Raw genomic sequence first — 24,463 nt, forward strand, 5'->3', positions numbered from 1 at the left:
CGGCTCCTGTGTCAGATGCGCTCGAGTATGCGGAAGGCGAAGGCGTGGTCATCCTTCTCGCCCGCATCATGCCGTTCGATCGACACCTGGCGGAAGAGGGATTCGTCGAAGGCGGGGAAGAAGACATCCCCCTCGGGCTCGGCGTCGATCTCGGTGATGTAGAGGCGTTTTGCGCGGGGCAGGGCGGCCTCGAACAGGGCGGCGCCGCCGATGACGCAGACCTCGTCGATGTCATCATCCTCGGCCGTCTCCCGGGCGATATCCAGTGCGTCGGCGAAACTGGAAACGACCACGGCACCCCTGGCCTTGCCGGATTCCTCGTAGGACAGGTCTCGCGACAGGATCAGGTTCAGCCGGCCGGGCAGGGGGCGTAACGGCAGGCTCTCCCAGGTCGCGCGGCCCATGATGCAGGGCTTGCCCGTGGTGATGGCCTTGAACCGCTGCAGGTCGCTGCGCAGCGTCCACGGCATATCGCCGTCCCTGCCGATGACGCCGTTCCGGGCGCGTGCAACCACCAGAGCGATATGAGGGATGGGCATGGGCGGCTCCGTCGATGCAGAGCCGCCCACTGACCTGTATCAGTCGGCCGGGTCCAGCACTTTCAGGCGGAACAGCAGGGCGCCCAGCACCGCGCCCACGGCCGGGGCGGCGATGAACAGCCACAGCTGGCTCAGAGCCGGTCCGCCCGCGAGCACGGCGGGACCGAAGCTGCGGGCCGGATTGACCGAGACGCCGGTCACCTGGATGCCGACGATGTGGATGACGGCCAGGGTGATGCCGATGGCCACGCCCGCGAACGGTCCATGCCCCTTGTCTCCGGTGACCCCCAGGATCACGACCACGAAGACGGCCGTCATCACGACCTCGAAGATCAAGGCCGCCTGCATCCCGTACTCACCGAGATAGCCGGGACCCCAGCCGTTCTGGCCCAGGTTTGCCGCGCCGGTCTTCGCGATCAGCGACAGCAGGAAGGCCCCGATCAGGGCACCGATGAACTGGGCGACCCAGTAGACCAGCATGTCCTTCGCCGACATCCGGCCGGCGACGAAGGCGGCCAGACTCACGGCCGGATTGACGTGACAGCCCGAGACCGGACCGATGCCATAGGCCATCGCCACGATGGCGAACCCGAAGGCCAGCGACACCGCCAGCTGGTCGAACGGCGCCGGCCCCAGAACCGCCGCCCCGCACCCGAACAGTACCAGAACCATCGTGCCGAACAGCTCGGCCGAAAAACGCTTCACCATGGCGAACCCTCCCGTTTGCCTCGTCCGCCTGAGCGCGGATCGAGTCGGAAGGCTGCGCCCATTCCTGTGGTGAAGCTAGGCTGGTTGAACGCCGGTTTTCGGGTCGAGCCAGTGCAGCCATTTCCGCTGCATCGCCTGCTCCAGATCGATGCCGGCGCGGTCGCAGTAGATCAGCAGCATCCCCAGGACATCGGCGGCCTCGTCGCCGAGCGCCTGTTCACTCGGCTCGCCCCGTGCGCGGCCCGACAGGCGCAGATGCTCGGCGGTCAGTTCGCCGAGTTCCTCCTGCAGCTTCAGGATCGCCCAGTCGCCGGAGCGGTCGATGCCGTGCTCGGCGGCGTAGAGGTCGGAGATGCGAAGGACGGAGCTGGAGAGGTCGGAGAGGTTCATCAGTCCGGCTTCGACCATTTTGCGGCGAGGATCCCGATAGGCGGTACAGGACGCCACGCTTCTATCGGATCGGCGCCGGGAGGGACGAAGTATAGAAATCCGCGCTGCCACATTGAAATCATGGGCTCGAAGAATGCGTCTTCGGCCAGATTTTCATCAATTTGCCCAGAAAGCACGCCATCCGCGACGCTGTTCAGATAGCTGAATGCGGCAACCATCGCCTCGTTGACCTCAGCAGTTTGCTGATCAGCCACGTTGAAGGGGACGCCCGCTCGCAAGGTCTCTCTGACGCTCAACCAAGGTTCTGAGTTCCAGGTTACGATCAAACGTGTCGCGAGTTCTTTGGGTGTTTCTGCGACCCGGGGCGCATCACTCGCAGCGGGTGGCGTTGTCCCAGGCGCAGAACGCATTGAATGGCGGATTCGGTTACAAGCCGGGCCCAACGCCGCTCGCAGATTGCCATCATGCCGATGGGCCACGTAGCGAAGCGGTTCGACGCCGACGAGGTCGGACGGTAGTCGCATCTCAACTCCGTGAGGAATGAGGAAGAAGCATCGTTGCGGACCGATCGCGCCGACGAACAGGCCAAGCTCGAAGATGACGTTGTCGCGTGCAACTGGGTGCGTCTGATCCCTGCTGGTGATTAGATCGTCCGGAGTGAGGACGAAAACAGCGAACTCAGCCCGCCGGCTGGTGGCAAAGAGATCGGCGAGCGCCGCGCTCGATGGTTGAAAGACGCCTTGAGGCCAGACCGTCGGCTCGCAATCGAACTCCAGATTTGCCTGCATCGCGTATGCTACCGAGAGTCCTTCGACCGACGACGCAATGAAGAGCGACGGGAGTAGGTTCACTTCGATACGGCGGCCTTGATATGTGGATGCGCCTCGTAGCCTGAAAGCACGAAATCTTCTCGTTCGAAGGCGAACAGGTCGCGCTTCGGCGCGATGGTCATGGTCGGCAGGGCGAGCGGCTGGCGGGTCAGCTGGAGCTCCGCCTGTTCAAGGTGGTTCGAATACAGGTGGGCGTCGCCGAAGGTGTGGACGAAGTCGCCGGGCTCCAACCCGACGACCTGGGCCACCATCATGGTCAGCAGCGCATAGGAGGCGATGTTGAACGGCACGCCGAGGAAGACGTCGGCGCTGCGCTGGTACAGCTGGCAGCTCAGCTTCCCGTCGGCGACGAAGAACTGGAACAGGCAGTGGCAGGGCGGCAGGGCCATGTCCTCGATATCGGCCGGGTTCCAGGCCGAGACGATGTGACGGCGGCTGTTCGGATTGGTCTTCAACCCCTCGATCAGGCGGGCGATCTGGTCGATGCTCTCGCCGTTCGGCGCGGCCCAGGACCGCCACTGCTTGCCGTAGACCGGACCCAGTTCTCCGTCCTCGTCGGCCCACTCGTCCCAGATCGAACAGCCGTTCTCCTTCAGCCAGCGGGTGTTGGTCTCGCCGCGCAGGAACCACAGCAACTCCACAATGATGGATCGCAGATGCAGCTTCTTGGTGGTCAGAAGGGGGAAGCCCTTCGACAGGTCGAAACGCATCTGGCGGCCGAAGACGCCCAGGGTGCCCGTGCCGGTGCGGTCGTCGCGACGCACGCCGTTGTCGAGGATGTCGCGCAGCAGGTTGAGGTACTGGAACTCCGGGTGGTCCGCCGGCGCGCCGCTGATGCGGTCCTGGAGGTCACTGATCTGGGCCACGGCGTTCATCCGGCCACTGTGCCGGTGATTCGCTTTCGCCACATCCGGGCGATTCGGTTGCTCACAGGAAATTGGTCGCGCCTACGACCGATTCTGGCGGACCGGTATGCCAGGGTCGCGGCATGAGCCGCAGCAGCCAGATCGATCCCGCCGACCTCGACGGCTCTCCGGGGGGGGGGCGGCGGAGTCCAATCCCCGGCCCGTGGTGCTTTTCAAATGAACCGGGGAGGAGCCTCATCGTTTCAATAGTATGGACCGGATATCGCAGATTATGAATCAGAAAATGGACTCTTTGGACTCCGCTTTTTTGAGTCCAGTCCGGCGGTTCAGCCGCCGAACCCGCCCTGATCCAGAAACGCCTGTTCCTCGGCCGTCGTCTCGCGGCCCAGCGCCCGGTTCCGGTGCGGGAAGCGGCCGAAGCGGACGATGATGTCGCGGTGGACGTGGGCGTACTTCAGCACCTCGGGCATGTCGGCGCACAGGGACAGGGCGGCGTCCTGTTCGACCAGGTACTCGGAATGCTCGAACGGGGTGACGAAGAACTGGCGCAGATCCGGCTCGAAGGTCTGTGGATAGCCCAGATCCCAGGCCTGTTTCGCGTGCATCAGGCCCAGGCTGTCGGTCGCGAACTGATGCGCGGTGCCACGGAAGCTGTTCCGGGGGTACTGATCGAGCAGGATCATCAGGGCCAGGGCACCCTCCGGCGTGGCCATCCAGTCGTCCAGTTCGCGGCGGGCGGCGGCCCAGTGCAACTCGCGCCCGGCGTCGCGGAACTGGCGGTCGAACGCCTCGTCCTTGGCGTACCACATCTTCGGACCCGCCTCTTTCCAGAAGGCGACGACGGAGGAAGGCGTTATGAGGTCGATCATGACCCAGTCTCTACCAAATCCGCTGCCCGTCTTCCACGACCGCGACTGCGATCTGTCGATCATCCGCGGCAAGCGGGTGGCGATCATCGGCTACGGCAGCCAGGGGCGGACCCACGCCCTGAACCTGCGCGACTCGGGCGTCGCGGACATTGTCGTCGGGCTGAAGACCGGATCGCCGACGCGCGCGAAGGCCGAGGCGGACGGGTTCCGGGTCATGACGGCCGGCGAGGCGACGGCGGGTGCGGATGTGGTCGCCCTCATGGTCTCGGACGAGGCCCATCGCGACCTCTGGCGCGACGAGATCGAGCCCAACATCCGGCCGGGCGCGGCCCTGATCTTCGCCCACGGCCTGTCGGTTCGGTTCGGGCTGGTGACGCCGCGGGCGGACCTCGACGTCATCCTCGATTCGCCCAAGGGTATCGGCCCGCGCATCCGCGACCTGTACGAGGCCGGGGAGGGGGTCTTCTGCCTCTTCGGGGTGCACCAGGACGCCACCGGCGGAGCCCACGCCCTGGGCCTGTCCTATGCGGCGGCGCTGGGCTGTGGGCGGAAGGGTATCCTGGAAACAACCTTCGCGGCCGAGTGCGAGAGCGACCTGTTCGGCGAGCAGGTTGTGCTTTGCGGGGGCGTGGGCGAGTTGATCGACGCGGCCTTCATGAAGCTGGTCGACGCCGGCTATCCGCCCGAGGTCGCCTGGTTCGAATGCTTCTATGAGGTCAAGCTGGTCACTGACCTTATGTACGAGCGCGGCATCGCCGGGGCGTTCGCCAAGATCTCGAACACGGCCGAGTACGGCGCCTATCTGACCGGTCCGCGCGTGATCGGCGAGGCGTCGCGGACGGCCATGGACGGGGTCCTGTCGGAAGTGCGCGACGGATCGTTCGTCAGGCGGCTGATGGCCGACCACGACGCCGGCTCGCCCGAGCTGCTGGCGCACAGGAAGGCTTTGGGCGAACGCACCATCGAGGCCGTCGGCGCCCATCTGACGCAGGCGGCGTCCAAAGCGGAGGGCTGAAACGAAAAGAGCGCTCCTGATTGAGCGCTCTTTCGACCGTGTCCGGGGTTCGGAAGCCCCTGGATAAATGGTCGGAGTGAGAGGATTCGAACCTCCGACCCCTGCCTCCCGAAGGCAGTGCTCTACCAGACTGAGCCACACTCCGACTTGGAGGCGGGCTTATAGCGAGGGGTTCGGGGGGCTGCAAGCGCCCTGCCGAGCCTTTGTAAAATAGTCCGGAAACCGGGTGTTGCATCCCCCGCGGCCTTGGCGTATTCGACCGCCTCCCTTGGGTCCAGGCCCTTGGAGCACCGGTCCTGCTGGGGAATGGTGTAATGGTAACACTCCGGTTTTTGGTACCGTCATTCAAGGTTCGAGTCCTTGTTCCCCAGCCACCGCCTTCCCGACTGCCCGCCGATGACCGCGCACCCAGGGGGGCGGGCTTCAGGGTGTCGGGGTGGGATATCCGCCATGGCTGGCAACGCCGCCAGCGGAGATCGCACCGCACTGATCAAGCCAGCCCGCCGGTCAGGTCCATACCCGGAGCGGTCGGTGGTTTGCCGGTAGGGTCGAGATCGAGCTGCATCAGCTGGACATCGATCCAGCGATCGAATTTCCAGCCGACCTGACGGTAGGTCCCGGCGCGGATGAAACCGAGGCGTTCGTGCAGGGCGATGGAGGCCTGGCTCGTGGCGCTGTCGCTGATCGCGCCGATGATGTGCCGCAGGCCCAGGTCACCGACGCGGCCGATCAGGGCCGACAACAGGGTTCGGCCGACGCCGTTGCCCCGTGCTGCCTCCTCGACATAGATCGACCCTTCCACACCGTAGCGGTAGGCCGGACGCGGGCGGAAGGGCGCGGCGTAGGCATAGCCGGCGAAGGTGCCGTCGATCTCCGCGACGAACCACGGCAGGCCTCTGGCGCGGACGGCGTCGAAGCGGCTGGTCATTTCAGCCAGCGACGGCGGGTCCAGTTCGAACGTCGCCGTGCCGGTCAGGACCTCCCGGCCGTACAGGGCTGTGATGGCGGGGAGGTCTGAGGGCGTCGCCTCCCGGATCACGCGGTCTCCCAACCTCGCTGGATGGCCCAGACCGCGAAGGCGTAGTCGTGGGCGACTTCCTTCAGATAGTCGAACCGGCCAGAAGCGCCGCCGTGGCCGGCCTCCATGTTGATCTTGAGCAGGACCGGCTTGCCCGAGGTGGTCGCGGGACGGAGCTTTGCCACCCACTTCTCCGGCTCCCAGTAGGTGACGCGCGGGTCGGAAAGGCCCCCGGTCGCGAGGATGGCCGGATAGGCCATCGGCCCGACCTGATCGTAGGGGCTGTAGCTGGCGATGTAGTCGTAGGCCTCGAGGTCCTCGATCGGATTGCCCCACTCGGGCCATTCGGGCGGGGTCAGGGGCAGGGTGACGTCGGACATGGTGTTGATCACGTCCACGAACGGCACCTGGCCGATGACGCCGGCCCAGAGTTCGGGCCGCATGTTGGTCACGGCACCCATCAACAGCCCGCCGGCGGAGCCGCCCTGGGCCACGATATTGCCGGCGCGGGTGTAGTCGCGGGCGATCAAGTGATCTGCGGCGGCGGTGAAGTCGGTGAAGGTGTTCTTCTTCTTGAACTTCCGACCATCGAGGAACCAGCCCCAGCCCTTGTCCGAGCCGCCCCGGACGTGGGCGATGGCATAGATCCAGCCGCGATCGACCAGCGACAGACGGCCGGTCGAGAAGCTGGCCGACATCGGGATGCCGTAGGAGCCGTAGCCGTAGAGCAGCAAGGGTGCCGATCCGTCGATCGGCGTGGTGCGACGACGCAGGACCGTGACCGGCACCAGCTTGCCGTCCGCCGCCGGGGCATTCAGCCGCTCGACGACATAGTCGGCCGGGTCGTGACCCGACGGGACCTCCTGCACCTTGCGCAGGATACGCTCGCGCGTGAGGAGGTCGTAGTCATAGGTCGAGGTTGGGGTGGACGGCGAGTTGTAACCGTAGCGCATCGTCGCCGTTTCGAACTCGGACGCCCCGGCCAGGGACAGGGCATAGGCGGGTTCGTCGACGGCGATCTCATGCTCGTCGCCCGCGCGGGTGCGGATCACGATCTTCGTATTGGCGTCGGCACGTTCCTGACGGGCGAGGAAGCTCTTCACCAGGGCGACGCCCTCAATGAAGCGGCCGGGCGTGTGGGGGACCAGATCCTCCCAGCTGGCGCGGCCGGTCCGTTCCGTCGGTGTCTGCACGATCTTGAAGTCGATGGCGTCGTCGGCGTTGGTGCGGATGACCCAGCGATCCAGCCAGTGGTCGACGTCGTAGCGGATGCCGACTTCGCGCGCGGCCATGACCTGGGGAAGGTTCATCGGACGCATGCCGGGGATGTAACGGGCCTCGGAGGTTTCCTGGTTCTGGATCGAGATGATGATGAAGGCGTCGTCGGAGGTGCGTTCGACGCCCAGGAACATGCCGTCGTCGGCTTCCTCGTAGACCAGGGTGGTCTCGCCGCCGCGCGCGGGGCGGCGGAAGATCTTGTCCGGGCGACCGTTGTCGTCGCGGTTGGTCCAGAAAATCCAGCACGAGCAGGGCGAGAAGGTGAAGTTGCCGGTCGCCGACTGGATCGGATCGGGCAGCACTTCACCGGTCACCAGATCCCGGGTGTAGATCTGATGCACCTCGGACCCTTGGGCGTCTTCAGCCCAGGCGAACAGGGTGTGGTCGGGGCTGTGCTCGACCGCCGAGACTTCCGAATAGGCCTTGCCCTCGGCCAGCAGGTTGCAGTCCAGCAGCAACTCAGGCGTCGGGGCGACGACGAAGGTCTTCGTCACCTGCCGGCCGTCGAGGATGTAGGTCCCCTGGCGCTCGACGCGCATGTAGCGGGGATGCTGCTCGCCGGTGCGGAACTCTGTGAAATACTCCCAGGCACCGTCGGGCGAGGGGACGGACGAATCGTCCTCCTTGATGCGGCCCTTCATCTCCTCGAACAGCTGCGCCTGCAGCGGGAGGGTCGAGGCCAGCATGGCCTCGCGGTAGGCGTTCTCGGCCTCCAGATGTTCCCTGACGTCGGCCTTGATCAGGCTCGGGTCGCGCAGGACGGCCTGCCAGTTGTCGTCCTTCATCCACTGATAGTCGTCGGTGCGGGTGCGCCCCAGTTGTTCAATGACGACAGGGATCTTCTTGGCGACAGGGGGGGTGGGCGACATCGGGGCTCCGGACGGGCGGGCGAGGGCGGGTGAGGCCGCGGCGGCGAGGGCCGAGGCGGCGGTCGTGGCGACGAATTCGCGGCGGTTCATCGTATCGCTTCCCTGTAAGTCACCGACGCAGCTTGTGCGACCGGCATAGGCCCCGTCAAATGACGTCATCGTCCAGGAAAGTCCGCCCATGATCGAGGTCCCTCCCGTCCAGGACACCGCGCCGCCGCCGGTCGTCGCCCCTGTCTGGGATCTGACGGTCGGGCTGATCGCGGCGACGGTGCAACTGGACCAGCCGTCCGGGCCGAATACGCGCACCGTGGGGACCGGGTTTCTGATCCAGGCGCCGAGGCCGGACGGCACGCCACGGGTGGTTCTGGTGACCGCAGCCCACGTGCTGGAGCGGATGGATGACGCCGAGGCGCGGATCGGCTGGCGCACGGCGTTGGGCGACGGGACGTGGCGATTCGACCCCGAGCCCCTGACCATCCGCGACGGCGAGGGCGAGCCCCTTTGGACCCGGCATCCGGATCGTGATGTGGCGGTGATGGAGGTGCAGGCGCCCGAGGCCTTCGCCCGTGCGGCGATCCCGCTGGGCTGGCTGGCGGACGAGAACGCGTTCGACGCCTGGCAGGTGGGCCCGGGGGACGAACTCTTGTCGCTGGGCTTTCCGCGCGGCCTGTCGGCGAACCGGGCCGGGTTTCCGATCCTGAGGGTCGGGCGGATCGCGTCCTATCCGCTGTCGCCGGTGACGGCCTTTCCGACCTTCCTGCTGGATTTCACGGTCTTCCCGGGAAATTCGGGCGGGCCGGTGTTCTGGACGCCGAGTGCGCGCAAGCGGCCGGGCACGACCGAACCGGAGAACGCCTTCATCGCCGGCCTGTTAAGCCAGGAGGTGAGGGTCAATGACGAACAGCTGGAGATCGGGGTGGTGACCCACGCCGTCTATGTCCGGGAGGCGATCCGGCTCCTCGACAACCCTCTTCCACAGGGAGAGGGAGCCTTAAGCCCCCAGCGCTTCCCGACTGATCCGTGACAGAAGGTCTCCGCCCTGACCAACGGCCGCGAGGCGGCTGGAGGCGTGGCCGAGGATGTTGGCGGCGTAGACCTCATACAGATCGAGCTTGCCCTGCAGCCAGGCCGGATCCCCGTCGTTGACGTCGAGGCGGGCTTTGGCGGCCAGAGCCCCCTTCGCCAGCATCCAGCCGCCGATGACGTCGCCCATGAGTTTGAGATAGGCGTCGGCCGCCGCCAGCACGTCGGCCCCGCGGGCGGCGTCGGCCTTGGCGTCAAGCAGCCAGAGGGTGGCGTCCTCTACGGCTCCGACGGCTGCCTCGAATCGTTCGATCGGCTTGCCGGAATAGAGGCCGCGCAGGGCCTTCAGCGTCGCCTTCATCTCGGCGATGACGGCCTTTGCCGAGGCGCCGCCGTCCTGGGACAGTTTGCGACCGACCAGATCCATGGCCTGGATGCCGTTGGTGCCCTCGTATATCGGGGTGATGCGGGCGTCGCGATAGTACTGGGCCGCGCCTGTCTCCTCGATGAAGCCCATGCCGCCGTGGATCTGGATCCCGTCGGACGCCACGTCGCAGCCCACATCGGTGCTCCAGGCCTTGGCGATCGGAACGAACAGGTCCTCGCGGCCCTTCCACCTGCGGCGCTCGTCCTCGGTCGCGGCGTGGCGGGCGAGGTCGGCGGCGACGCCTGTGGCGAAACAGATGGCGCGGGCGGCCTCGATCTTCGCCTTCATCACAGCGAGTGTCCGCCGGATATCGGGATGGTCGATGATCGGGGCGTTGGCCTCTCCGGTCCAGATCGAGCGGCCCTGACGGCGGTCCAGCGCATAGGCGAGAGCGTGCTGATAGGCCCCCTCGGCCACGCCGACGCCCTGGACGCCGACAGCGAGGCGGGCGTTGTTCATCATGACGAACATGTGGGCCAGGCCCTGGTTCGGCTGACCGACCAGCTCCGCCCGGGCGCCCTCGTAGCTCATCACACAGGTCGGGGAGGCGTGGATGCCCAGCTTGTGCTCGATCCCGACAGGACGGAAGTCGTTGCGTCCGCCCAGTGAGCCGTCATCCTTCACCTCGAACTTCGACGCCAGGAACAGGCTGATGCCCTTGGGGCCGGGAGGGGCGTCAGGCAGGCGGGCGAGAACAAGGTGGACGATGTTGTCCGTCGCGTCGTGATCGCCCCAGGTGATGTAAATCTTCTGACCGTTGAGAGCATAGGTGCCGTCACCGTTCGGGGTGGCGGTCGAGGTCAGGGCTCCGAGGTCGGAGCCGGCACCCGGCTCTGTCAGGACCATGGCCCCCGTCCACTCGCCGCTGACGAGTTTGGGCAGATAGGTCGCCTTCTGGTGTTCGGTGCCGACCTGTTCCAGCGCCTCGATCGCAGCCAGCGACAGCATGGGGCACAGGGCGAAGGCCATATTGGCGGACTGGATCGTTTCGTAGGCCGCCAGTTCCAGCGCCTTGGGCAGGGCCTGGCCGCCGGCCTCGGCCGGAGCCGTCAGACCGGTCCAGCCGCCCTCGGCGAACTGGCGATAGGCGTCGGCGAAGCCGGGCGCGGCGGTGACGGAGCCGTTGGCATATTTCGCCCCGGCCAGATCGCCCGGCCGGTTCAGCGGCGCGAGGACGCCTTCGGAGAACTGGCCCGCCGCTTCCAGGACGGCACCCAGGACGTCGGCGTCGTAGTCGGGAAAGGCGCCGGTGGCGGCGACCTGGTCGATGCCGGCGATGGCGGTGAGGCTGAAGGCGATGTCCCGAACGGGCGCGCGATAGGTCATGGCGAAGGTCTCTACGATCGTCTCGCGCAAAACAGAGCGCGTCTCTCCTTCTTGCGACCATGCCGTGACGTCAGGCAAGGGACGGCTTGGCCTGCGACGTTCGCGGCGCCAAACTGCCGCCCATCCGCGACGTGGGGACCATCATGGCTGAACCGAGAAACCGCTACTCGATCGTATCGCTGGCCTTCCACTGGGGGCTGGCGCTGCTGGTCCTGGCCCAGGTGCTGTTGATCACGGCGCATGAGGCGACCGATGGGCCGATCTCGCGCGAGTTCGTTCAGATCCACAAGGCGCTCGGCCTGGCTGTTCTGATCCTGACCCTGGCGCGAATCGGCTGGCGGATGGCGAACCCCGCCCTGCCGATCCCGCCCGAAACACCGGTCTGGCAGAAGTACGCCGCCAGGGCGACGCATGTGCTGTTCTATGTGTTGCTGATCGGCATTCCGATGTTCGGCTGGGCGGCATCGAGCGCGGGCGGACGCGAGATCCTCTGGTTCGGCCTGTTCAACTGGCCGCTGCTGCCGATCGAGCAGAGCCGCGATCTGGCGAAAACCCTGATGGGTCTGCATGAGGCGGGGGTGAAACTGCTCTACGTGCTTCTGGCCGTGCACGTTCTGGCGGCGCTGAAGCATCATTTCGTCGACCGGGACAATGTCCTGCACCGGATGATCCCGCTGATTCCCCGGCGGCCCTGAGATGCGTCGGGCCCTGCTCGCACTCCTGATCGGGGCGGTCTGCCTGGTGACGGGCGCGAGTCGGGCCGAGGTCGAGCGCTGGGCCGTCGTCCCGGGCGATTCGGCCATCACCATGCGGGTCGGGACCCCGGTCGGCGCGCGCACCGGGCGATTCCTGCGCTGGACGGGCGATATCCGCTTCGATCCGGCAGCGCCCGAGACCGCCCATGTGGCGATCGACGTCGAGGCGGCGTCCCTGAGAATGGACGACGCCGGCCTGACCTCCACAGCGGCCGGCTCAGGTTTTCTCGATACCGGCCGTTACCCCCGCATCGCCTTCCGCCTGACCCGGCTGGAACCGGTGGGGGGTGAGCGGTTCACCGCCCATGCCGACATCACGATGAAGGGCGTCACCCGGCCCGTGACCTTCCCCGCGACCTTGCGCAGCGAAGGGCGGACGGCGCAGATGACGGGCGGCTTCTCGCTGGATCGGGCGGCCTTCGGCATCGGAACGCGTGGACCGTGGAACGGACTGATCGGACGGCAGGTGAGGGTGGACGTGTCCCTGGCGACGCGCACGGTCGGCTGAGCGGCGTGGAGGCCGCCGTCGCGGCGCTGCGCGCCGGAGAGCTGCTGATCCTGCCGACCGAGACGGTCTATGGGCTGGCGGCGGCCGCCGGGAATGCCGAAGCGGTCGCGAAGATCTTCGAGGCCAAGGGAAGGCCTCGCTTCAATCCCCTGATTTCGCATGTCGCAGATGCCGTGGCGGCCGAGCGGATCGCCGTCTTCGACGATGCGGCGCGGCGGCTGGCGGAGGCCTTCTGGCCGGGGCCGCTGACCATCGTGGCACCGTGTCGGGATATGACTGCGGTCAGCGATCTGGCGCGGGCGGGGCTGGACAGTATCGCGGTGCGGGTGCCCGGCCATGCGAAGGCGCGGGCGGTGCTGGACGCGTTCGGCGAGCCCGTGGTGGCCCCCTCGGCCAACCGATCCGGGCGGCCCAGCCCCACGACCTTCGCCGACGCGATGGAGGAGACCGGCGCTTTCGCGAGCGCGGCCCTGGACGGTGGGCCTTGCGCCGTCGGGGTCGAGAGCACCGTCGTCTCGGTGCTGGACGGGCGGATCTCCCTCCTGCGCCCGGGATCAGTGACACGCGAGGAGATCGAGGCCCTGGTCGGGCCGCTGGACGGGGCGGGCGAGGGCCATCGATCGCCGGGGCGGCTGACACGCCACTATGCGCCGGTGTCACCGGTGCGGCTGGAGGCGATGCGCGCCGTAGACGGGGAGATTTTGCTCGGCTTCGGGCCGGGGGCCGGCGTCGAGCGCTGGAGCCTGAGTCCGTCCGGCGACCTGCGCGAGGCCGCGGCGAACCTGTTCCGGCTGCTGCGCGAGGCGGACCGGGAGCGGCCCGCGGGCATCGCCGTCGCGCCCGTGCCGACGGCGGGCCTCGGCGAGGCGATCAACGACCGGCTGAGGCGGGCGGCGGGGTTTGTGGGGTAGCCGAACCGGGCCTGCAGATCGACGCTCAATCGCACCCCCACATCCCCGAAACAGCTCCCCAGCCATTCCTCCGCCGCCGCCCGGCCGCGCGTTTTCAAGTCGTTCAGGAAGGTCCGTTCGGTGTTGAACCTGGAGCCCGGCGACAGGTCGCCCAGATCGTCCCCCGGCGTTCGTCCTATTGGGCGGTCCAGCCGCCGTCGATCGAGAAGCTGGCGCCGTTGGCCGAGGCCCCGAGGTCCGACACCAGATAGAGGAAGATACCGGCCAGTTCGTCGGTCGTGACGAACCGCTTGGTCGGCTGGGCCGCCAGAATCACGTCCTTCAGGACCTGATCCTTCGAGAGGCCACGCGTGCGGGCCTGATCGGCGATCTGCTTCTCGACGATCGGCGTCTCGACGAAGCCAGGGCAGATGGCGTTGCAGGTGATGTTGTCCTGCGCGACTTCCAGCGCCACGGTCTTGGTGAAGCCGAGGACGCCGTGTTTCGCGGCGACATAGGCGGACTTGAACGGGCTGGCGACCAGACCGTGGGCCGAGGCGATGTTGACGATCCGGCCGCGGCCCTGCGCCTTCATGATCGGGATGGCGGCGCGGGTGGCGTAGAAGGTCGAGGAGAGGTTGATCGCAATGATCTTCTCCCACTGGTCCGACGGGAATTTCTCGACCGCCTCGACGTGCTGGATGCCGGCGTTGTTGACCAGGATGTCCAGCCGCCCGAGCTGGTGCCTGGCGTAGGCGACCATGTCGGCGACCTCGTCGCCCTTCAACATATCGGCGGCGTGATAGCGCACGCGGACGCCGCAACTGGCCTCCATCTCCGAACGGGTCCGCTCGATCTCGGAGGGATCGCCCAGACCGTTCAGAACAACGTCGCCGCCGCGCGAGGCGACCGCCCGGGCCAGGGCCAGGCCGATGCCGGACGTCGAGCCGGAGATGACGGCCACCTGGCCCTTGAGATCGTTGGGGTCGCGATAGACGGGGCGCTCGGTCTCCGAGCCGTCCTTCTTGCCGGGCCACTGAAACATGGGGTCGTTCACTCTCGTCTCTTGCCCTTGTCCGCCCCCTGTGGGCGCGTCGTCGGGTCTCAGGTTTGCCGTAAGCCTAGCCTTTCGCGACTGCGAAGGCGACCCGGTCTCAGGAATTTCCTTGTCTGGTGAATATCCAGTCGGTCTCCGTCGAGGCGGCCTTCTGGAAGCGGTAGCCGTCGCGGTCGAACGCCTTCAGATCGCTGGCAGTTTCGATTCGTTCGTCGATGGCGAACCGCGCCATGGTCCCGCGCGCCTTCTTGGCGAAGAAGGAGATGATACGGCTCTCGCCGTCCTTTTCCTCGCGGAAATGCGGCGTGACGACCGGCAGCTTCAGCGCCTTGGCGTCCACCGCGCCGAAATATTCCTGGCTGGCGAGGTTTACGAGCACGGGGTCGGTGTGGCCCTCCGCGTCGGCGTTCAGCTGTTTCGAGATCCGGTCGCCCCAGAAGTCGTAGAGGCTGGACCCGCGCCGGGTCTTCAGTCGGGTTCCCATTTCCAGTCGATAGGGCTGGATCCGGTCCAGCGGGCGTAGCAGGCCGTAGAGGCCCGACAGGATACGCAGGGTATCCTGGGCGAAGGCGAGGTCGGCAGTGCCGAGGGTGCGGGCGTCCAGCCCCTGATAGACGTCGCCGTCGAAGGCGAAGGCGGCCTGGATGCCTGCGTCCAGTGACTCGGGCTCGAAGGCCTTGAAGCGCGCCTGGTTCAGTTTGGCGAGGTCGGCCGAAATGCCCATCAGCCGGCGCAGGTCGGCCTGGGTCTGGTTGCGGGCCGTCTTCGACAGAGACGCGGTGTCGTCGACGAAGCGCCGATGCGTAGCGACGACGTCGTGGGACGGTTCGGTGAAGTCCAGCCGCTTGGCCGGCGAAAGCACGATCAACAAGGGCGAGGCTCCGTTCGTCAGTCGCGGGCTTTAGGCGCGTTCGGCGACGGTTTGAAGCGGTTGCGTGTTCCCTGCTATCAGCCGCTCGTGCAGAAGGCGCGGCGATGACTGAAAAGCGATTGGGGCGCGGCGAATTTCTGGGCGCGTTGCGCAAGTCCGCACGGGGCGGAGGTTTCCAGGTCGAGCTCAGGATCGCGACCCTGCCGCCCGACGCGGTCGTCGAGCATTCTCACGAAGAGGCCCACTTCATCCTGGCGCTGGACGAGGGGTATCGCAGCCTCGCCGCCGCCAGGGGACGCGCCAGGGATGGCGGAGTCCGGGCCGGAACCCTGATCTACAATCCGCCCGGGGTCGTGCACCGGGATCTGTTTGATGAAGCCGGAGGGCGATTCCTGTCGGTTTCGACGCCGGCCTCGGCCGAGATCGCCGGCGGCAGGCCGATCCTGATGAGCGACGCCGCCTCGGCTGCCGTGACGCGCCGGTTGGTCGGGGAATGCATCCGCTTCCAACCCGGAGACGAGCTGGCGCTGGAGGACACGGCACTCGCCCTGGTCGGACTGACGACGCGCAACGCAGGTGACCGAGCCGTGCCGGACTGGTTGACGACGGCAAGGGAAATGATCGGCGACCTGGCCGGGGTTCAGGGTCTGGAGGTCCGGAGCATCGCAGCGGCGATCGGCGTGCACCCTGTGCATCTGGCGCGAACCTATCGCCAATGGTTCGGGCAGGGTCCTGGCGACGCCATTCGCGTCCGGCGGGCAGATATCGCCATGGCCGCCCTGATTCGGGGCGCGAGGCCGGTCGAGGCTGCCCACATCGCCGGCTACGCGGACCAGAGTCATATGACGCGGGAACATCGTCGCCTCTATGGCGTCAGTCCGCTGGCCAGCGCGGGTGTGCTCGCCTGAGAATGTTTCACCGGTTCAAGACGGCGTCCATGCGTCAGGCGATGGAGCCCTCGTAAACAGGAGTCCGTCCATGCGTCGCCGTACCGCTTTCCTCGCCTGCCTCTCGATCCTGACGGCCTCGACGGCCCAGGCGCAACAACGCTTCGAGGGACCGGTCGAGCCGCCTGCCGCCGATTCGACCGCGGCTGGAGCCTTCGGGCGAATGGAGACGGCGATTCGGGCCGGTGAGTATCAGAAGATCACCAGCGTCCTCGTCGCCCAGAACGGCCGACTGATCCATGAAACCTACTATGACGACGCCGGGGCGGAGGGGCGGCGCAACACGCGCTCGGTGACCAAGACGGTGACGGCCATGCTGGTTGGAGCGGCCATCGCCCAGGGCGCGATCCCGGATGCGCAGGCGCCGGTCATGCCCTTCATCGCCGACCACGGCCCGTTCGAGAATCCGGATCCCCGCAAGGACCGGATCACGGTCGAGGACCTGCTGACGATGAGCTCCCTGCTGGAATGCGATGATGACAACTCGTTCTCGCGCGGCAACGAAGAGCGGATGTATCTGATCGAGGACTGGGTGAAGTTCGCCTTCGACCTGCCGATCCGGGGCTTTCCCGCCTGGATGACCCGGCCGGAGGCGGCACCCTATGGCCGCTCGTTCAGTTATTGCACGACGGGCACGACGACCCTGGGCGCCGTGGTGCAGTCGGCGACCGGAACCCCCCTTCCGGCGTTTGCCCATGAGGTTCTGTTCGAGCCTTTGGGAATCGACGGGGAGGCCTGGCAACTGTCGCCGACCGGCCTGGCCCAGGGCGGCGGCGGACTGGGCCTCCGCAGCCGGGACCTGCTGAAACTGGGCCAGTTGCTGCTGGACGAAGGCCGATGGGACGGCCGTCAGGTGCTGCCCGCGGACTGGGTCGCGGCCATGACCACGCCCCATGCCGCCGTCGGCGACGGTCGCGGCGACTACGGCTACCTGACCTGGCTGCCGTCCTACACGGTCGCGGGGAGAGCCTATGCGGCCTGGGCGATGGCGGGCTCGGGCGGCAACAAGGTGGTCATCGTGCCGGAGCTCAAAGCCGTAGTGGTGGTCACGACCGAGAATTTCGGTGTCCGCAATCCCCACGGCGTGACCGATTCACTGATTTCGGACCGCGCCCTGGCCGCCCTGGTCGCGCCCTAGAACAACACCGCCGGGTTCATGATCCGCTGGGGATCGATCGCCTTGCGGATCGCCTGCATGGTCGAGATTTCCAGCGGAGACTTGTAGCGGCGGGCCTCGTCGGTCTTGAGGCGGCCCAGACCGTGCTCGGCCGAGATCGAGCCCTCGTAGCGGGCGACGACGTCATGGACGACCTGGGCCCCCGCCTCCCAGCGGTCAAGGAAGGCGGGCAGGTCGCCGCCGGGCGGGCACAGCACGTCGTAATGCATGTTGCCGTCGCCGACGTGGCCGAAGGCGGAGACGCGGGCCCCCGGCTCGAAGGCTTCGACGGCGGCTGTGGCCTCGTCGAGGAAGTCGGCGATGCGGCTGACGGGGACAGAGACGTCGTGCTTCCACCCGCCGCCCTCGGGCCGCTGGGCCGCCGACTGCTCCTCGCGCAGTTTCCAGAAGTCGCGGACCTGGGTCTCGTTCTGGGCAATGGCCGCGTCGGTGATCAGGTCTTCCTCGAAGGCCGCGGTCAGGATCCGCTCCATCCCGGACTCGGCAGCGCCGGGTTCGCCCGAGGTCAGTTCGATCAGGACGTACCAGGGCTGGACGCTGTCCAGCGGCTCGCGGACCCCGGGGATATGTTTGATCGCGAACTCGACCCCGATCCGTTTCATCAGTTCGAAGGCCTCGACCCCGCCACCGGTCTCGGCCTTGGCGCGGGCCAGGAGCTGGATGGCGGAATGGGCGCTGGCCAGGCCGACGACGGCGGTGGCACGGCTGCGCATGATCGGGAACAGCTTGAGGGTAGCGGCGGTGACGACGCCGAGCGTGCCCTCGGCGCCGATCAGCAGCTGCTTCAAATCGTAGCCGGTGTTGTCCTTGCGCAGCCGCTTCAGGCCGTTGAAGACCTGGCCGTCGGGCATGACGGCCTCAATGCCCAGCACCAGATCGCGCATCATGCCGTAGCGCAGGACGGCCGTGCCCCCGGCATTGGTCGAGATGACCCCCCCGATCGTCGCCGTGCCCTCGGCCGCGAGGCTGAGCGGGAAGAAGCGGTCGGCCCCGGCGGCCAGCAGCTGGGCCTCCAGCAGGGTGATCCCGGCCTCGACCGTCATGGCGTCGTCCAGCGGGGTCACGTCGCGCACCGCACGCAGGCGGCGCGTCGTCAGAAGAACCTCGCCGAAGGGCACCTGACCGCCGACCAGGCCCGTGCCGCCGCCCTGGGGTGTGATGGCGACGCCGTGGCGGGCGCAGATCACCATCGCGCGCGCGACCTCGGCGGTCGTGCCCGGCTTGAGCATCAGGGGCGTGTGCCCTTTCCACTTGTTGCGCCATTCCGTGACCCAGGGGGCGATCTCGGTCGGGTCTTCGGTCCAGCCGGAAGGGCCGAGCGCGGCTTTCAGTTCGTCGAGGGCGGCGGGGGAGGGAGAGGCCATGACGTCTTGTCTCAAAGCGTCGCCCTCCATGCCAGTCATAAAGAAGCAGGCTCCACCAAAGAGGGGCTAGAGTCGGCACCATGAGCGATTCCTCCATGAAGCCCGTGCCCGCCGTCGGCGTTGTCTGCCTGCGCGGGGACGAGGTCCTCCTGATCCGGCGGGGGACCCCGCCGCGCATGGGCGAATGGAGCCTGCCGGGCGGCCGGATCGAGCCCGGCGAGCGGGCGATCGATGCGGCGCTCCGCGAACTGCGCGAGGAGACGGGCGTCGAGGCGCGCATTCTCGGCCTGATCGATGTCGTCGACGGCATATTTCCCGAGGCGGGACGACACTATGTGCTGATCGACTACGCCGCCGAATGGACGGGCGGCGAGCCTGTCGCGGGTGACGATGCGGCCGAGGCTGTATTCCTGCCTATTGAGGCTGCTCTGGCCGCCGTGGCCTGGGATGAGACGCGGCGAGTGATCGCTCGGGCAGGCACGTTGCGGCGCGCTTGACGGCGCTGTCAGGTCCCGTCACTTAACTAGGATGGCTGCAAAGCCGACACATTTGGGTGACGGCCCGGACGATTCCGTCCTCGGTCGCTCTCTTGATAACTTCGGCCGGCATCCCGCCGGCGTTGGGGGACTGCAAAGATGAAGACCAAACTGTTCATGGCGGCTTCGGCCGTCGCCATCCTGTTCGCGAGCGGCGCTGTCGCCCAGGACGTGGCGTTCTCGCTGACCAACAACAGCGACGCGACCATGGTCTCGCTGAAGGTCGGTGAATCGTCGAACGATGAGTGGGACGAAGACATCCTGGACGGCGAAGAGATCGGCCCGGGCGAGACCGCCAACATCTCGGTCGAAGACGAGCTGGAAGACTGCGAATACGACCTGCAGGCCGAGTACGATGACGGCGACACCGAAGAAGTGTTCAACGTCGACCTCTGCGAACTGAACGACCTCGACATCGAAGACGACGATGAGGACGAAGAGGAAGACGAGGACGAAGACGAAGACGAAGACGAAGACGAGGACGAAGACGAGGACTACGACGACGAGGAAGATGAGGACGAAGACGAAGACGAGGACTACGACGACGAGGACTACGACGACGAGGAAGATGAGGACGAGGACGAAGACGAAGACTACGACGACGAGGAAGAAGAAGAGGACGAGGAAGAAGAAGAGTAATCTTCCGACTCATCCTTTGCGACGCGGCGGCTCCCGGGAGGGGGCCGCCGTTTTCGTTTCAGGGTGTCCGGATTCCGTGGCGTGTCGGTGCGCGTCGGGGTAACTTGCGTTCAGGAGGATCCCGAATGACCTATTTCGCCGTCGTGCTGCTGGTTTTCGCAGTCATCTTCGTGTTCAGCACCGTCAAGATCGTGCCCCAGGGGCGGGAACTGACGGTCGAGCGGTTCGGCAAATATACCAAGACCCTGAAGCCCGGCATCAGCATCCTGATCCCCTTTGTGGAACGGATCGGCCGGCGGATGAACATGATGGAGCAGGTCCTGGACGTGCCTCAGCAGGAGGTCATCACCAAGGACAATGCCATGGTGAAGGTCGACGCGATCGTCTTCATCCAGGTGATGGATGCGCCCAGCGCCGCCTATCGGGTCGAGAACCTGCCCTATGCGATCACCCAGCTGTGCTCGACCAATCTGCGCACCGTGGTCGGCTCGATGGATCTGGACGAGGTCCTGTTCCAGCGGGACAACATCAACTCGCGCCTGCTGACCGTGATCGATGCGGCGACCGAGCCGTGGGGCGTGAAGGTCAACCGGATCGAGATCAAGGATCTGACCCCGCCCGTCGACATCACCAACGCCATGGCCCGCCAGATGAAGGCCGAGCGTGAGCGCCGCGCCGTCATCACCGAGGCCGAGGGCGAGAAACAGGCCGCCATCGCCCGCGCCGAGGGCGCCAAACAGGCGGCGATCCTGGAGTCCGAGGGCCGCAAGGAGGCTGCCTTCCGCGACGCCGAGGCGCGCGAACGGGCCGCCGAGGCCGAGGCCAAGGCCACGGCCATGGTGTCCGAGGCGATCGCCCGCGGCGACGTCAACGCGATCAACTATTTCGTGGCCCAGAAATACGTGGAGGCCTTCGCCGAACTGGCGCGCAACCCGACCGCCAAGACCGTCATTGTGCCCGCAGAAATGAGCGGCCTGGTGGGGACCATCGCCGGTATCGGCGAACTGGTCGGACTGGCACGAACCCAGCAGCAGACTGCACGGCCGGCGCCGCCGGCACCGGCGCGTTCGAACAAGGCCGGCGGTGCCGTGCCGCCGACCGCTTGACGGAGGACTGACCGATGGACGTGATTCTGGACATCTACGCCTCCCAGCCGTTCTGGATCTGGCTGGCCGTGGGCGTGCTGCTTCTGGCGGTTGAAGCGGCCCTGTCGACCGAGTGGTTGCTCTGGCCCGCGGTCGCCGCAGGGGTCGTCGCGGTTCTGACCGTTCTGGGTCTGCGAATGGGGCTGGCTGTCGAGGTCGGACTGTTCGCCGGCCTGACTGTGCTGGCGACCGCCCTGTCGCGCCGGCTGATTCAGCGCGTGAACCCCGACGACCATCCGGACATCAACGACCGCGATCTCCGCCTTGTCGGGCAGCGGGCGCGGGTCGTTCAGGCCTTTGTCGAGGGCAGGGGACGGGTATTCGTTTCCGGCGCCGAATGGGTGGCCCTGATCGACGGGGACGCCCCGCCCGTAGGCGACAGCGTCGTGGTGGACCGGCTGGAAGGTCCGTCGCTGAAGGTGCGCCGCGAGGCCTGACCGGTCAGCCGATGCCGGCGACCACGCCGACCTCGTCGCGACAGGCGCTCGACGCAGCGTTCAGCTGATCTGTTTCCTCGCCGGAGAGTCGTTCGAGGTCAGTGATGTCCTGGGCCGTGATGACGCCGGCGTCGAGCACCTCCACCTGTTTGTTGTACAGGGCCACCCGCTTCTCGCTGGCGGCATAGGCGGCGTCGCTGATCTCGTCAGGGAAGACCATCGTCATCTGCAGATACTGTTGGTAGATCGACGTAGAGATGGCGTCGCCGGCTTCCATGCGCGCGGTGATCTCGGCACTGACGTCGTCGTCGATCGGACCCTCGTACAGGGCTGCGGCCTTTTCACTGTCCGACGAGGCGCGGGCGGTCAGTTCGCTGAACTGCAGGCAGGTGGCCAACTGGGTTTCGAAGATCTTCTGCCTGGCCGCCGTCCGTGACACATCGAGCGCCTGCACCGCCGTAAACATGGACGCGGCTGCGACGATCATGGCCGAGATGGCCGAGACGGTGGCGATCGTGCCTTCGACGGAGACGCGCTGGGTCTTGCCCGGTTTGCCGTTGTCGATCGGGTCGGTTTCGGGGGGAATCGGGGTCAGGTCGGTCATACGGAGACCTGACCTCATCCTTGGCCCGTCGGCAAGGTGCCGACCCGCGTTCGTCGGACCCCGTCAGGCCGAGGTGGCTCGCATCCGTTCGATCCCGAGGTTGGCCAGCTGGTCCGCGCGCTCGTTGAGCGCGTGGCCGGCGTGACCCTTGACCCAGTGCCATTTCACCTCGTGCCGGGTGCGGGCGACATCGAGCCGTTTCCACAGGTCATCGTTCTTGACCGGCTTTTTGTCGGCCGTCTTCCAGCCGCGCGCCTTCCAGCCGTGGATCCAGCCGGTGATCCCGTCCATCACGTATTTGCTGTCGGTATGAAGGTCGATCTTGCAGGGGCGCGTCAGGGCTTCCAATGCCATGATGGCGGCGGTCAGCTCCATGCGGTTGTTGGTGGTCAGGGGTTCGCCCCCGCACAGTTCCTTTGTCTTGCCTGACGCCTGCAGGATCGCGCCCCAGCCGCCGGGGCCCGGATTGCCCTTGCAGGCGCCGTCTGTATGGATGGTGACGTGACTCATTTGCGCGCACTTACAGCTTCCCTTGGCGCGTCGCCATCCGCTGGACTATAGGAGCCCTATGTTTGACGCGGGTCGCTTCCGGCCCGTTCGAGGAGACCGTTCCGTGGGCAGCTTCAGCATCTGGCATTGGGCCATCGTCATCGTCGTCGTCGCCCTGCTGTTCGGCGGCAAGGGCAAGATTTCGGGCCTGATGGGCGACGCCGCCAAGGGCATCAAGGCGTTCAAGGATGGCCTGAAGGAAGAGGACAAGAAGGACGGCCCGACCGAGGGTGTGTCCAGCCTGCCGCGCACCGACGCGGAAAAGGAAGAGCTGAAGCGCTAGGTCCGGTACGGGAAAGAGCCTGACGCATGGGCGGCCTCGGCCCCGGGATCGGGGGCCTCGAATATCTCGTGATCGGCATCGTCGCCCTGCTCGTGGTCGGACCTGAGCGGCTGCCCGGAATGTTGCGCCAACTGGGCAAGATGGTCGCCAAGGCGCGCGGCATGGCCAATGAGTTCCGCGCCAGCTTCGACGAGATGGCGCGTCAGTCCGAACTCGACGAGCTGCGCAAGGAGGTCCAGGCGCTGCGCGACGGTCAGGGATCGGTGGGGCAGGGGATGGTCCGCCTCGGCGACGAGGCCAACGCCGCCTTCAAGGACATCAAGGCCGAGCTGGAAGCACCCGCCTATGTCGAGCCGCCGCCTCGTTCGGTGATGCTGGACCAGCCGGAGTTCCCCGAACCGGCGACGACGCCTCCGGTCGTGCCTGCAGCCACGGCGAAGCCCCGCAAGGCCCGCGCGACCGCCACCAAAGCTGCGGCGGCTCCCGCGCCGACGCTGCGCGCCAAACCGGCCGCCAGGCCCGCAGCGAAGACTGCAGCCCCCAAGGCTGTGAAGCCGCGCGCGCCGCGTAAGCCCAAGACCGCCGAATGACCGACCGCGACGAAGCCGAGATCGAAGCGTCGCGTGCGCCGTTGATGGATCACCTGGTCGAGCTGCGTGGCCGGCTGGTGACCTGCGTCGTGGCGTTCGGCCTGGCCTTCATCCTCTGCTTCTTCTTCGCCGGCCCGATCTATGTGTTTCTGGTCAAGCCGTTCGCGGCGGCCAGCGCCCTGCACGCCAATATGGTCGGGCACAGTGTCTCGCCGGTCGACCTGATCCTGGTCACGGCCGGCATCTATCCGATGCCGCCCACCACGAACGAGGCGGCGCAGCTGATCTATACGGCACCGCTGGAAATCCTGTTCACCAAGATGAAGCTGGCCGGTTTCGGGGCGGTCTTCCTGGCTTTCCCGGTGTTGGCTTTCCAACTCTACAGGTTCGTCGCCCCGGGCCTGTATCGCAATGAAAAGGGTGCCTTCCTGCCCTTCCTGGTGGCATCTCCCCTGCTTTTCCTGCTGGGGGCGGCGCTGGTCTATTTCGTCATGCTGCCGTTCGTCATGTGGTTCTCGCTGAGCCAGCAGATCAGCTCGGAGACGGTGGCCGTCGCCCTGCTGCCCAAGGTGTCGGAGTATCTGAACCTGGTGACCGCCCTCGTGCTTGCCTTCGGCCTCTGCTTCCAGCTGCCGGTTGTGATGACCCTGCTGGGTCTGGCCGGGCTGATCACGTCGAAGTTCATGAGCGAGGGCCGCCGCTATGCCATCGTCGGCGTTGTGGTCCTGGCCGCCATCGTGACGCCGCCGGACCCCATCAGCCAGCTGATGCTCGCCGTGCCCCTGTGCATCCTCTACGAGATCTCGATCTGGTGCGTCCGGCTGATCGAGCTTCGTCGCAAGACGGACGACGACGCGGAAGACCTGGCCGCCGCCTGAACAGGACAGGACGTCGGTTGTCGACCCAAGGCGGCGGTTGACGACGTCAGCCTTGGGGACCCTGTCGGGTAGACG

28 protein-coding genes and 2 tRNA genes are annotated in these 24,463 nt (G+C 66.7%); 15 read left to right on the forward strand and 15 right to left on the reverse strand.

The window, feature by feature from the left end; all coding sequences use genetic code 11:
* Nucleotides 1–11 precede the first annotated feature (11 nt).
* The 6 genes from ACW18A_RS06780 to ACW18A_RS06805 all read right to left on the reverse strand — a co-directional run bounded on the left by ACW18A_RS06780 (nucleotide 12) and on the right by ACW18A_RS06805 (nucleotide 4,202).
* Nucleotides 12–539 carry a dihydrofolate reductase gene (locus ACW18A_RS06780; protein WP_492024025.1) on the reverse strand — a complete coding sequence of 176 codons (528 nt, stop codon included), beginning with the start codon at nucleotides 537–539 and terminating at the stop codon, nucleotides 12–14.
* A gap of 39 nt (nucleotides 540–578) precedes the next feature.
* Nucleotides 579–1,247 carry an aquaporin gene (locus ACW18A_RS06785; protein ID WP_492024026.1) on the reverse strand — a complete coding sequence of 223 codons (669 nt, stop codon included), beginning with the start codon at nucleotides 1,245–1,247 and terminating at the stop codon, nucleotides 579–581.
* A 75-nt stretch (nucleotides 1,248–1,322) separates the two neighbouring features.
* The gene (locus tag ACW18A_RS06790; RefSeq protein WP_492024027.1) at nucleotides 1,323–1,637 is read right to left on the reverse strand and encodes a phosphoribosyl-ATP pyrophosphohydrolase; all 315 of its coding nucleotides are present in this window, start codon (nucleotides 1,635–1,637) and stop codon (nucleotides 1,323–1,325) included.
* The gene (locus ACW18A_RS06795) at nucleotides 1,637–2,425 is read right to left on the reverse strand and encodes a TIR domain-containing protein (protein ID WP_492024028.1); all 789 of its coding nucleotides are present in this window, start codon (nucleotides 2,423–2,425) and stop codon (nucleotides 1,637–1,639) included. The genes ACW18A_RS06790 and ACW18A_RS06795 overlap by 1 nt, the downstream gene beginning before the upstream one ends.
* Nucleotides 2,426–2,484: 59 nt before the next feature.
* Nucleotides 2,485–3,342 (reverse strand): thymidylate synthase, encoded by an 858-nt coding sequence (locus ACW18A_RS06800; protein ID WP_492024355.1) that lies wholly within the window; start codon nucleotides 3,340–3,342, stop codon nucleotides 2,485–2,487.
* A 317-nt stretch (nucleotides 3,343–3,659) separates the two neighbouring features.
* Nucleotides 3,660–4,202 (reverse strand): DUF924 family protein, encoded by a 543-nt coding sequence (locus ACW18A_RS06805; RefSeq protein ID WP_492024029.1) that lies wholly within the window; start codon nucleotides 4,200–4,202, stop codon nucleotides 3,660–3,662.
* Between ACW18A_RS06805 and ilvC the strand changes: the two genes are divergently transcribed.
* A complete protein-coding gene (gene ilvC / locus ACW18A_RS06810; RefSeq protein WP_492024030.1) occupies nucleotides 4,201–5,217 on the forward strand; it encodes a ketol-acid reductoisomerase in 1,017 nt (338 codons plus the stop codon). The two genes, ACW18A_RS06805 and ilvC, sit on opposite strands and share 2 nt — an antisense overlap.
* Nucleotides 5,218–5,285: 68 nt before the next feature.
* Here ilvC and ACW18A_RS06815 read toward each other — a convergent pair.
* A tRNA-Pro gene (locus ACW18A_RS06815) sits at nucleotides 5,286–5,362 on the reverse strand.
* A 155-nt stretch (nucleotides 5,363–5,517) separates the two neighbouring features.
* Here ACW18A_RS06815 and ACW18A_RS06820 point away from each other — a divergent pair.
* Nucleotides 5,518–5,591, forward strand: a tRNA-Gln gene (locus tag ACW18A_RS06820).
* Nucleotides 5,592–5,707: 116 nt separating this feature from the next.
* On the opposite strand, the gene ACW18A_RS06825 is transcribed toward ACW18A_RS06820, so the two are convergent.
* The gene (locus ACW18A_RS06825; RefSeq protein ID WP_492024031.1) at nucleotides 5,708–6,256 is read right to left on the reverse strand and encodes a GNAT family N-acetyltransferase; all 549 of its coding nucleotides are present in this window, start codon (nucleotides 6,254–6,256) and stop codon (nucleotides 5,708–5,710) included.
* The gene (locus ACW18A_RS06830; protein WP_492024032.1) at nucleotides 6,253–8,472 is read right to left on the reverse strand and encodes a S9 family peptidase; all 2,220 of its coding nucleotides are present in this window, start codon (nucleotides 8,470–8,472) and stop codon (nucleotides 6,253–6,255) included. Before ACW18A_RS06830 ends, ACW18A_RS06825 begins: the two co-directional genes overlap by 4 nt.
* Before the next feature lie 88 nt (nucleotides 8,473–8,560).
* Here ACW18A_RS06830 and ACW18A_RS06835 point away from each other — a divergent pair, with 88 nt between their 5' ends.
* The gene (locus ACW18A_RS06835; protein WP_492024033.1) at nucleotides 8,561–9,406 is read left to right on the forward strand and encodes a trypsin-like serine peptidase; all 846 of its coding nucleotides are present in this window, start codon (nucleotides 8,561–8,563) and stop codon (nucleotides 9,404–9,406) included.
* Here the strand turns inward: ACW18A_RS06835 and ACW18A_RS06840 are convergent.
* Entirely contained in the window at nucleotides 9,374–11,158 is a 1,785-nt protein-coding gene (locus ACW18A_RS06840; protein ID WP_492024356.1) for an acyl-CoA dehydrogenase, read from the reverse strand. The two genes, ACW18A_RS06835 and ACW18A_RS06840, sit on opposite strands and share 33 nt — an antisense overlap.
* Before the next feature lie 143 nt (nucleotides 11,159–11,301).
* Between ACW18A_RS06840 and ACW18A_RS06845 the strand changes: the two genes are divergently transcribed.
* Genes ACW18A_RS06845 through ACW18A_RS06855 form a run of 3 tightly spaced genes read left to right on the forward strand, consistent with a single transcriptional unit; the run spans nucleotide 11,302 to nucleotide 13,332 of the window.
* Nucleotides 11,302–11,853 carry a cytochrome b gene (locus ACW18A_RS06845; protein ID WP_492024034.1) on the forward strand — a complete coding sequence of 184 codons (552 nt, stop codon included), beginning with the start codon at nucleotides 11,302–11,304 and terminating at the stop codon, nucleotides 11,851–11,853.
* A 1-nt stretch (nucleotide 11,854) separates the two neighbouring features.
* Nucleotides 11,855–12,421: a YceI family protein gene (locus ACW18A_RS06850; RefSeq protein WP_492024035.1), complete on the forward strand. Its 567-nt coding sequence runs from the start codon at nucleotides 11,855–11,857 to the stop codon at nucleotides 12,419–12,421.
* A gap of 5 nt (nucleotides 12,422–12,426) precedes the next feature.
* A complete protein-coding gene (locus ACW18A_RS06855) occupies nucleotides 12,427–13,332 on the forward strand; it encodes an L-threonylcarbamoyladenylate synthase (protein WP_492024036.1) in 906 nt (301 codons plus the stop codon).
* A gap of 175 nt (nucleotides 13,333–13,507) precedes the next feature.
* Here the strand turns inward: ACW18A_RS06855 and ACW18A_RS06860 are convergent, their stop codons facing one another.
* Together ACW18A_RS06860 and yaaA are read right to left on the reverse strand one after the other, a co-directional pair.
* The gene (locus tag ACW18A_RS06860) at nucleotides 13,508–14,356 is read right to left on the reverse strand and encodes a 3-hydroxybutyrate dehydrogenase (protein WP_492024357.1); all 849 of its coding nucleotides are present in this window, start codon (nucleotides 14,354–14,356) and stop codon (nucleotides 13,508–13,510) included.
* 109 nt (nucleotides 14,357–14,465) lie between these two features.
* On the reverse strand, nucleotides 14,466–15,239 hold the full coding sequence (yaaA, locus tag ACW18A_RS06865; protein ID WP_492024037.1) for a peroxide stress protein YaaA: 774 nt from the start codon (nucleotides 15,237–15,239) through the stop codon (nucleotides 14,466–14,468).
* Between the two features lie 104 nt (nucleotides 15,240–15,343).
* Here yaaA and ACW18A_RS06870 point away from each other — a divergent pair, with 104 nt between their 5' ends.
* Both ACW18A_RS06870 and ACW18A_RS06875 read left to right on the forward strand, forming a co-directional pair.
* Nucleotides 15,344–16,147, forward strand: a complete 804-nt coding sequence (locus ACW18A_RS06870; protein ID WP_492024038.1) for a helix-turn-helix transcriptional regulator — start codon at nucleotides 15,344–15,346, stop codon at nucleotides 16,145–16,147.
* Between the two features lie 70 nt (nucleotides 16,148–16,217).
* Nucleotides 16,218–17,324 carry a serine hydrolase domain-containing protein gene (locus ACW18A_RS06875; protein ID WP_492024039.1) on the forward strand — a complete coding sequence of 369 codons (1,107 nt, stop codon included), beginning with the start codon at nucleotides 16,218–16,220 and terminating at the stop codon, nucleotides 17,322–17,324.
* Here the strand turns inward: ACW18A_RS06875 and ACW18A_RS06880 are convergent.
* Nucleotides 17,321–18,727: an FAD-binding oxidoreductase gene (locus tag ACW18A_RS06880; protein ID WP_492024040.1), complete on the reverse strand. Its 1,407-nt coding sequence runs from the start codon at nucleotides 18,725–18,727 to the stop codon at nucleotides 17,321–17,323. The genes ACW18A_RS06875 and ACW18A_RS06880 overlap by 4 nt on opposite strands.
* A gap of 80 nt (nucleotides 18,728–18,807) precedes the next feature.
* Between ACW18A_RS06880 and ACW18A_RS06885 the strand changes: the two genes are divergently transcribed.
* The 4 genes from ACW18A_RS06885 (at nucleotide 18,808) to ACW18A_RS06900 (ending at nucleotide 21,484) form a co-directional block, all read left to right on the forward strand.
* Nucleotides 18,808–19,224, forward strand: coding sequence for an NUDIX hydrolase (locus ACW18A_RS06885; protein WP_492024041.1), 417 nt, complete (start codon nucleotides 18,808–18,810; stop codon nucleotides 19,222–19,224).
* Nucleotides 19,225–19,362: 138 nt separating this feature from the next.
* Nucleotides 19,363–19,902 carry a hypothetical protein gene (locus ACW18A_RS06890; protein WP_492024042.1) on the forward strand — a complete coding sequence of 180 codons (540 nt, stop codon included), beginning with the start codon at nucleotides 19,363–19,365 and terminating at the stop codon, nucleotides 19,900–19,902.
* A gap of 125 nt (nucleotides 19,903–20,027) precedes the next feature.
* Nucleotides 20,028–21,008, forward strand: coding sequence for an SPFH domain-containing protein (locus ACW18A_RS06895; protein WP_492024043.1), 981 nt, complete (start codon nucleotides 20,028–20,030; stop codon nucleotides 21,006–21,008).
* A 14-nt stretch (nucleotides 21,009–21,022) separates the two neighbouring features.
* Complete coding sequence (locus tag ACW18A_RS06900; protein ID WP_492024044.1) at nucleotides 21,023–21,484, forward strand: NfeD family protein; 462 nt, start codon at nucleotides 21,023–21,025, stop codon at nucleotides 21,482–21,484.
* 4 nt (nucleotides 21,485–21,488) lie between these two features.
* Here the strand turns inward: ACW18A_RS06900 and ACW18A_RS06905 are convergent, their stop codons facing one another.
* Both ACW18A_RS06905 and rnhA read right to left on the reverse strand, forming a co-directional pair.
* A complete protein-coding gene (locus ACW18A_RS06905) occupies nucleotides 21,489–22,088 on the reverse strand; it encodes a hypothetical protein (protein WP_492024045.1) in 600 nt (199 codons plus the stop codon).
* A gap of 63 nt (nucleotides 22,089–22,151) precedes the next feature.
* Nucleotides 22,152–22,598: a ribonuclease HI gene (gene rnhA / locus ACW18A_RS06910; RefSeq protein ID WP_492024046.1), complete on the reverse strand. Its 447-nt coding sequence runs from the start codon at nucleotides 22,596–22,598 to the stop codon at nucleotides 22,152–22,154.
* Nucleotides 22,599–22,701: 103 nt separating this feature from the next.
* On the opposite strand from rnhA, the gene ACW18A_RS06915 reads away from it, so the two are divergent.
* The 3 genes from ACW18A_RS06915 to tatC are packed head-to-tail and all read left to right on the forward strand — an operon-like array spanning nucleotide 22,702 to nucleotide 24,388.
* The gene (locus ACW18A_RS06915; protein ID WP_492024047.1) at nucleotides 22,702–22,920 is read left to right on the forward strand and encodes a twin-arginine translocase TatA/TatE family subunit; all 219 of its coding nucleotides are present in this window, start codon (nucleotides 22,702–22,704) and stop codon (nucleotides 22,918–22,920) included.
* Nucleotides 22,921–22,946: 26 nt separating this feature from the next.
* Nucleotides 22,947–23,510, forward strand: a complete 564-nt coding sequence (tatB, locus tag ACW18A_RS06920) for a Sec-independent protein translocase protein TatB (protein ID WP_492024048.1) — start codon at nucleotides 22,947–22,949, stop codon at nucleotides 23,508–23,510.
* The gene (tatC, locus tag ACW18A_RS06925) at nucleotides 23,507–24,388 is read left to right on the forward strand and encodes a twin-arginine translocase subunit TatC (protein WP_492024049.1); all 882 of its coding nucleotides are present in this window, start codon (nucleotides 23,507–23,509) and stop codon (nucleotides 24,386–24,388) included. The genes tatB and tatC overlap by 4 nt, the downstream gene beginning before the upstream one ends.
* The last annotated feature ends 75 nt before the right edge of the window (nucleotides 24,389–24,463 follow it).

Source organism: Brevundimonas sp. AVps5 (assembly GCF_058681515.1).

What these genes read in the sequence shown, in the direction of transcription:
- ACW18A_RS06800 (WP_492024355.1), bottom strand. Translation starts at nt 3,342, where the DNA reads ATGAACGCCGTGGCCCAGATCAGTGACCTCCAGGACCGCATCAGCGGC.
- ACW18A_RS06870 (WP_492024038.1), top strand. Translation starts at nt 15,344, where the DNA reads ATGACTGAAAAGCGATTGGGGCGCGGCGAATTTCTGGGCGCGTTGCGC.
- ACW18A_RS06785 (WP_492024026.1), bottom strand. Translation starts at nt 1,247, where the DNA reads ATGGTGAAGCGTTTTTCGGCCGAGCTGTTCGGCACGATGGTTCTGGTA.
- ACW18A_RS06890 (WP_492024042.1), top strand. Translation starts at nt 19,363, where the DNA reads ATGAAGACCAAACTGTTCATGGCGGCTTCGGCCGTCGCCATCCTGTTC.
- ACW18A_RS06850 (WP_492024035.1), top strand. Translation starts at nt 11,855, where the DNA reads ATGCGTCGGGCCCTGCTCGCACTCCTGATCGGGGCGGTCTGCCTGGTG.
- tatC (WP_492024049.1), top strand. Translation starts at nt 23,507, where the DNA reads ATGACCGACCGCGACGAAGCCGAGATCGAAGCGTCGCGTGCGCCGTTG.
- ilvC (WP_492024030.1), top strand. Translation starts at nt 4,201, where the DNA reads ATGACCCAGTCTCTACCAAATCCGCTGCCCGTCTTCCACGACCGCGAC.
- ACW18A_RS06780 (WP_492024025.1), bottom strand. Translation starts at nt 539, where the DNA reads ATGCCCATCCCTCATATCGCTCTGGTGGTTGCACGCGCCCGGAACGGC.
- tatB (WP_492024048.1), top strand. Translation starts at nt 22,947, where the DNA reads ATGGGCGGCCTCGGCCCCGGGATCGGGGGCCTCGAATATCTCGTGATC.
- ACW18A_RS06830 (WP_492024032.1), bottom strand. Translation starts at nt 8,472, where the DNA reads ATGAACCGCCGCGAATTCGTCGCCACGACCGCCGCCTCGGCCCTCGCC.
- ACW18A_RS06840 (WP_492024356.1), bottom strand. Translation starts at nt 11,158, where the DNA reads ATGACCTATCGCGCGCCCGTTCGGGACATCGCCTTCAGCCTCACCGCC.
- ACW18A_RS06880 (WP_492024040.1), bottom strand. Translation starts at nt 18,727, where the DNA reads ATGGCCTCTCCCTCCCCCGCCGCCCTCGACGAACTGAAAGCCGCGCTC.
- ACW18A_RS06885 (WP_492024041.1), top strand. Translation starts at nt 18,808, where the DNA reads ATGAGCGATTCCTCCATGAAGCCCGTGCCCGCCGTCGGCGTTGTCTGC.
- ACW18A_RS06860 (WP_492024357.1), bottom strand. Translation starts at nt 14,356, where the DNA reads ATGTTTCAGTGGCCCGGCAAGAAGGACGGCTCGGAGACCGAGCGCCCC.
- ACW18A_RS06845 (WP_492024034.1), top strand. Translation starts at nt 11,302, where the DNA reads ATGGCTGAACCGAGAAACCGCTACTCGATCGTATCGCTGGCCTTCCAC.
- ACW18A_RS06875 (WP_492024039.1), top strand. Translation starts at nt 16,218, where the DNA reads ATGCGTCGCCGTACCGCTTTCCTCGCCTGCCTCTCGATCCTGACGGCC.
- rnhA (WP_492024046.1), bottom strand. Translation starts at nt 22,598, where the DNA reads ATGAGTCACGTCACCATCCATACAGACGGCGCCTGCAAGGGCAATCCG.
- ACW18A_RS06835 (WP_492024033.1), top strand. Translation starts at nt 8,561, where the DNA reads ATGATCGAGGTCCCTCCCGTCCAGGACACCGCGCCGCCGCCGGTCGTC.
- ACW18A_RS06795 (WP_492024028.1), bottom strand. Translation starts at nt 2,425, where the DNA reads ATGCAGGCAAATCTGGAGTTCGATTGCGAGCCGACGGTCTGGCCTCAA.
- ACW18A_RS06905 (WP_492024045.1), bottom strand. Translation starts at nt 22,088, where the DNA reads ATGACCGACCTGACCCCGATTCCCCCCGAAACCGACCCGATCGACAAC.
- ACW18A_RS06895 (WP_492024043.1), top strand. Translation starts at nt 20,028, where the DNA reads ATGACCTATTTCGCCGTCGTGCTGCTGGTTTTCGCAGTCATCTTCGTG.
- ACW18A_RS06900 (WP_492024044.1), top strand. Translation starts at nt 21,023, where the DNA reads ATGGACGTGATTCTGGACATCTACGCCTCCCAGCCGTTCTGGATCTGG.
- ACW18A_RS06790 (WP_492024027.1), bottom strand. Translation starts at nt 1,637, where the DNA reads ATGAACCTCTCCGACCTCTCCAGCTCCGTCCTTCGCATCTCCGACCTC.
- ACW18A_RS06805 (WP_492024029.1), bottom strand. Translation starts at nt 4,202, where the DNA reads ATGATCGACCTCATAACGCCTTCCTCCGTCGTCGCCTTCTGGAAAGAG.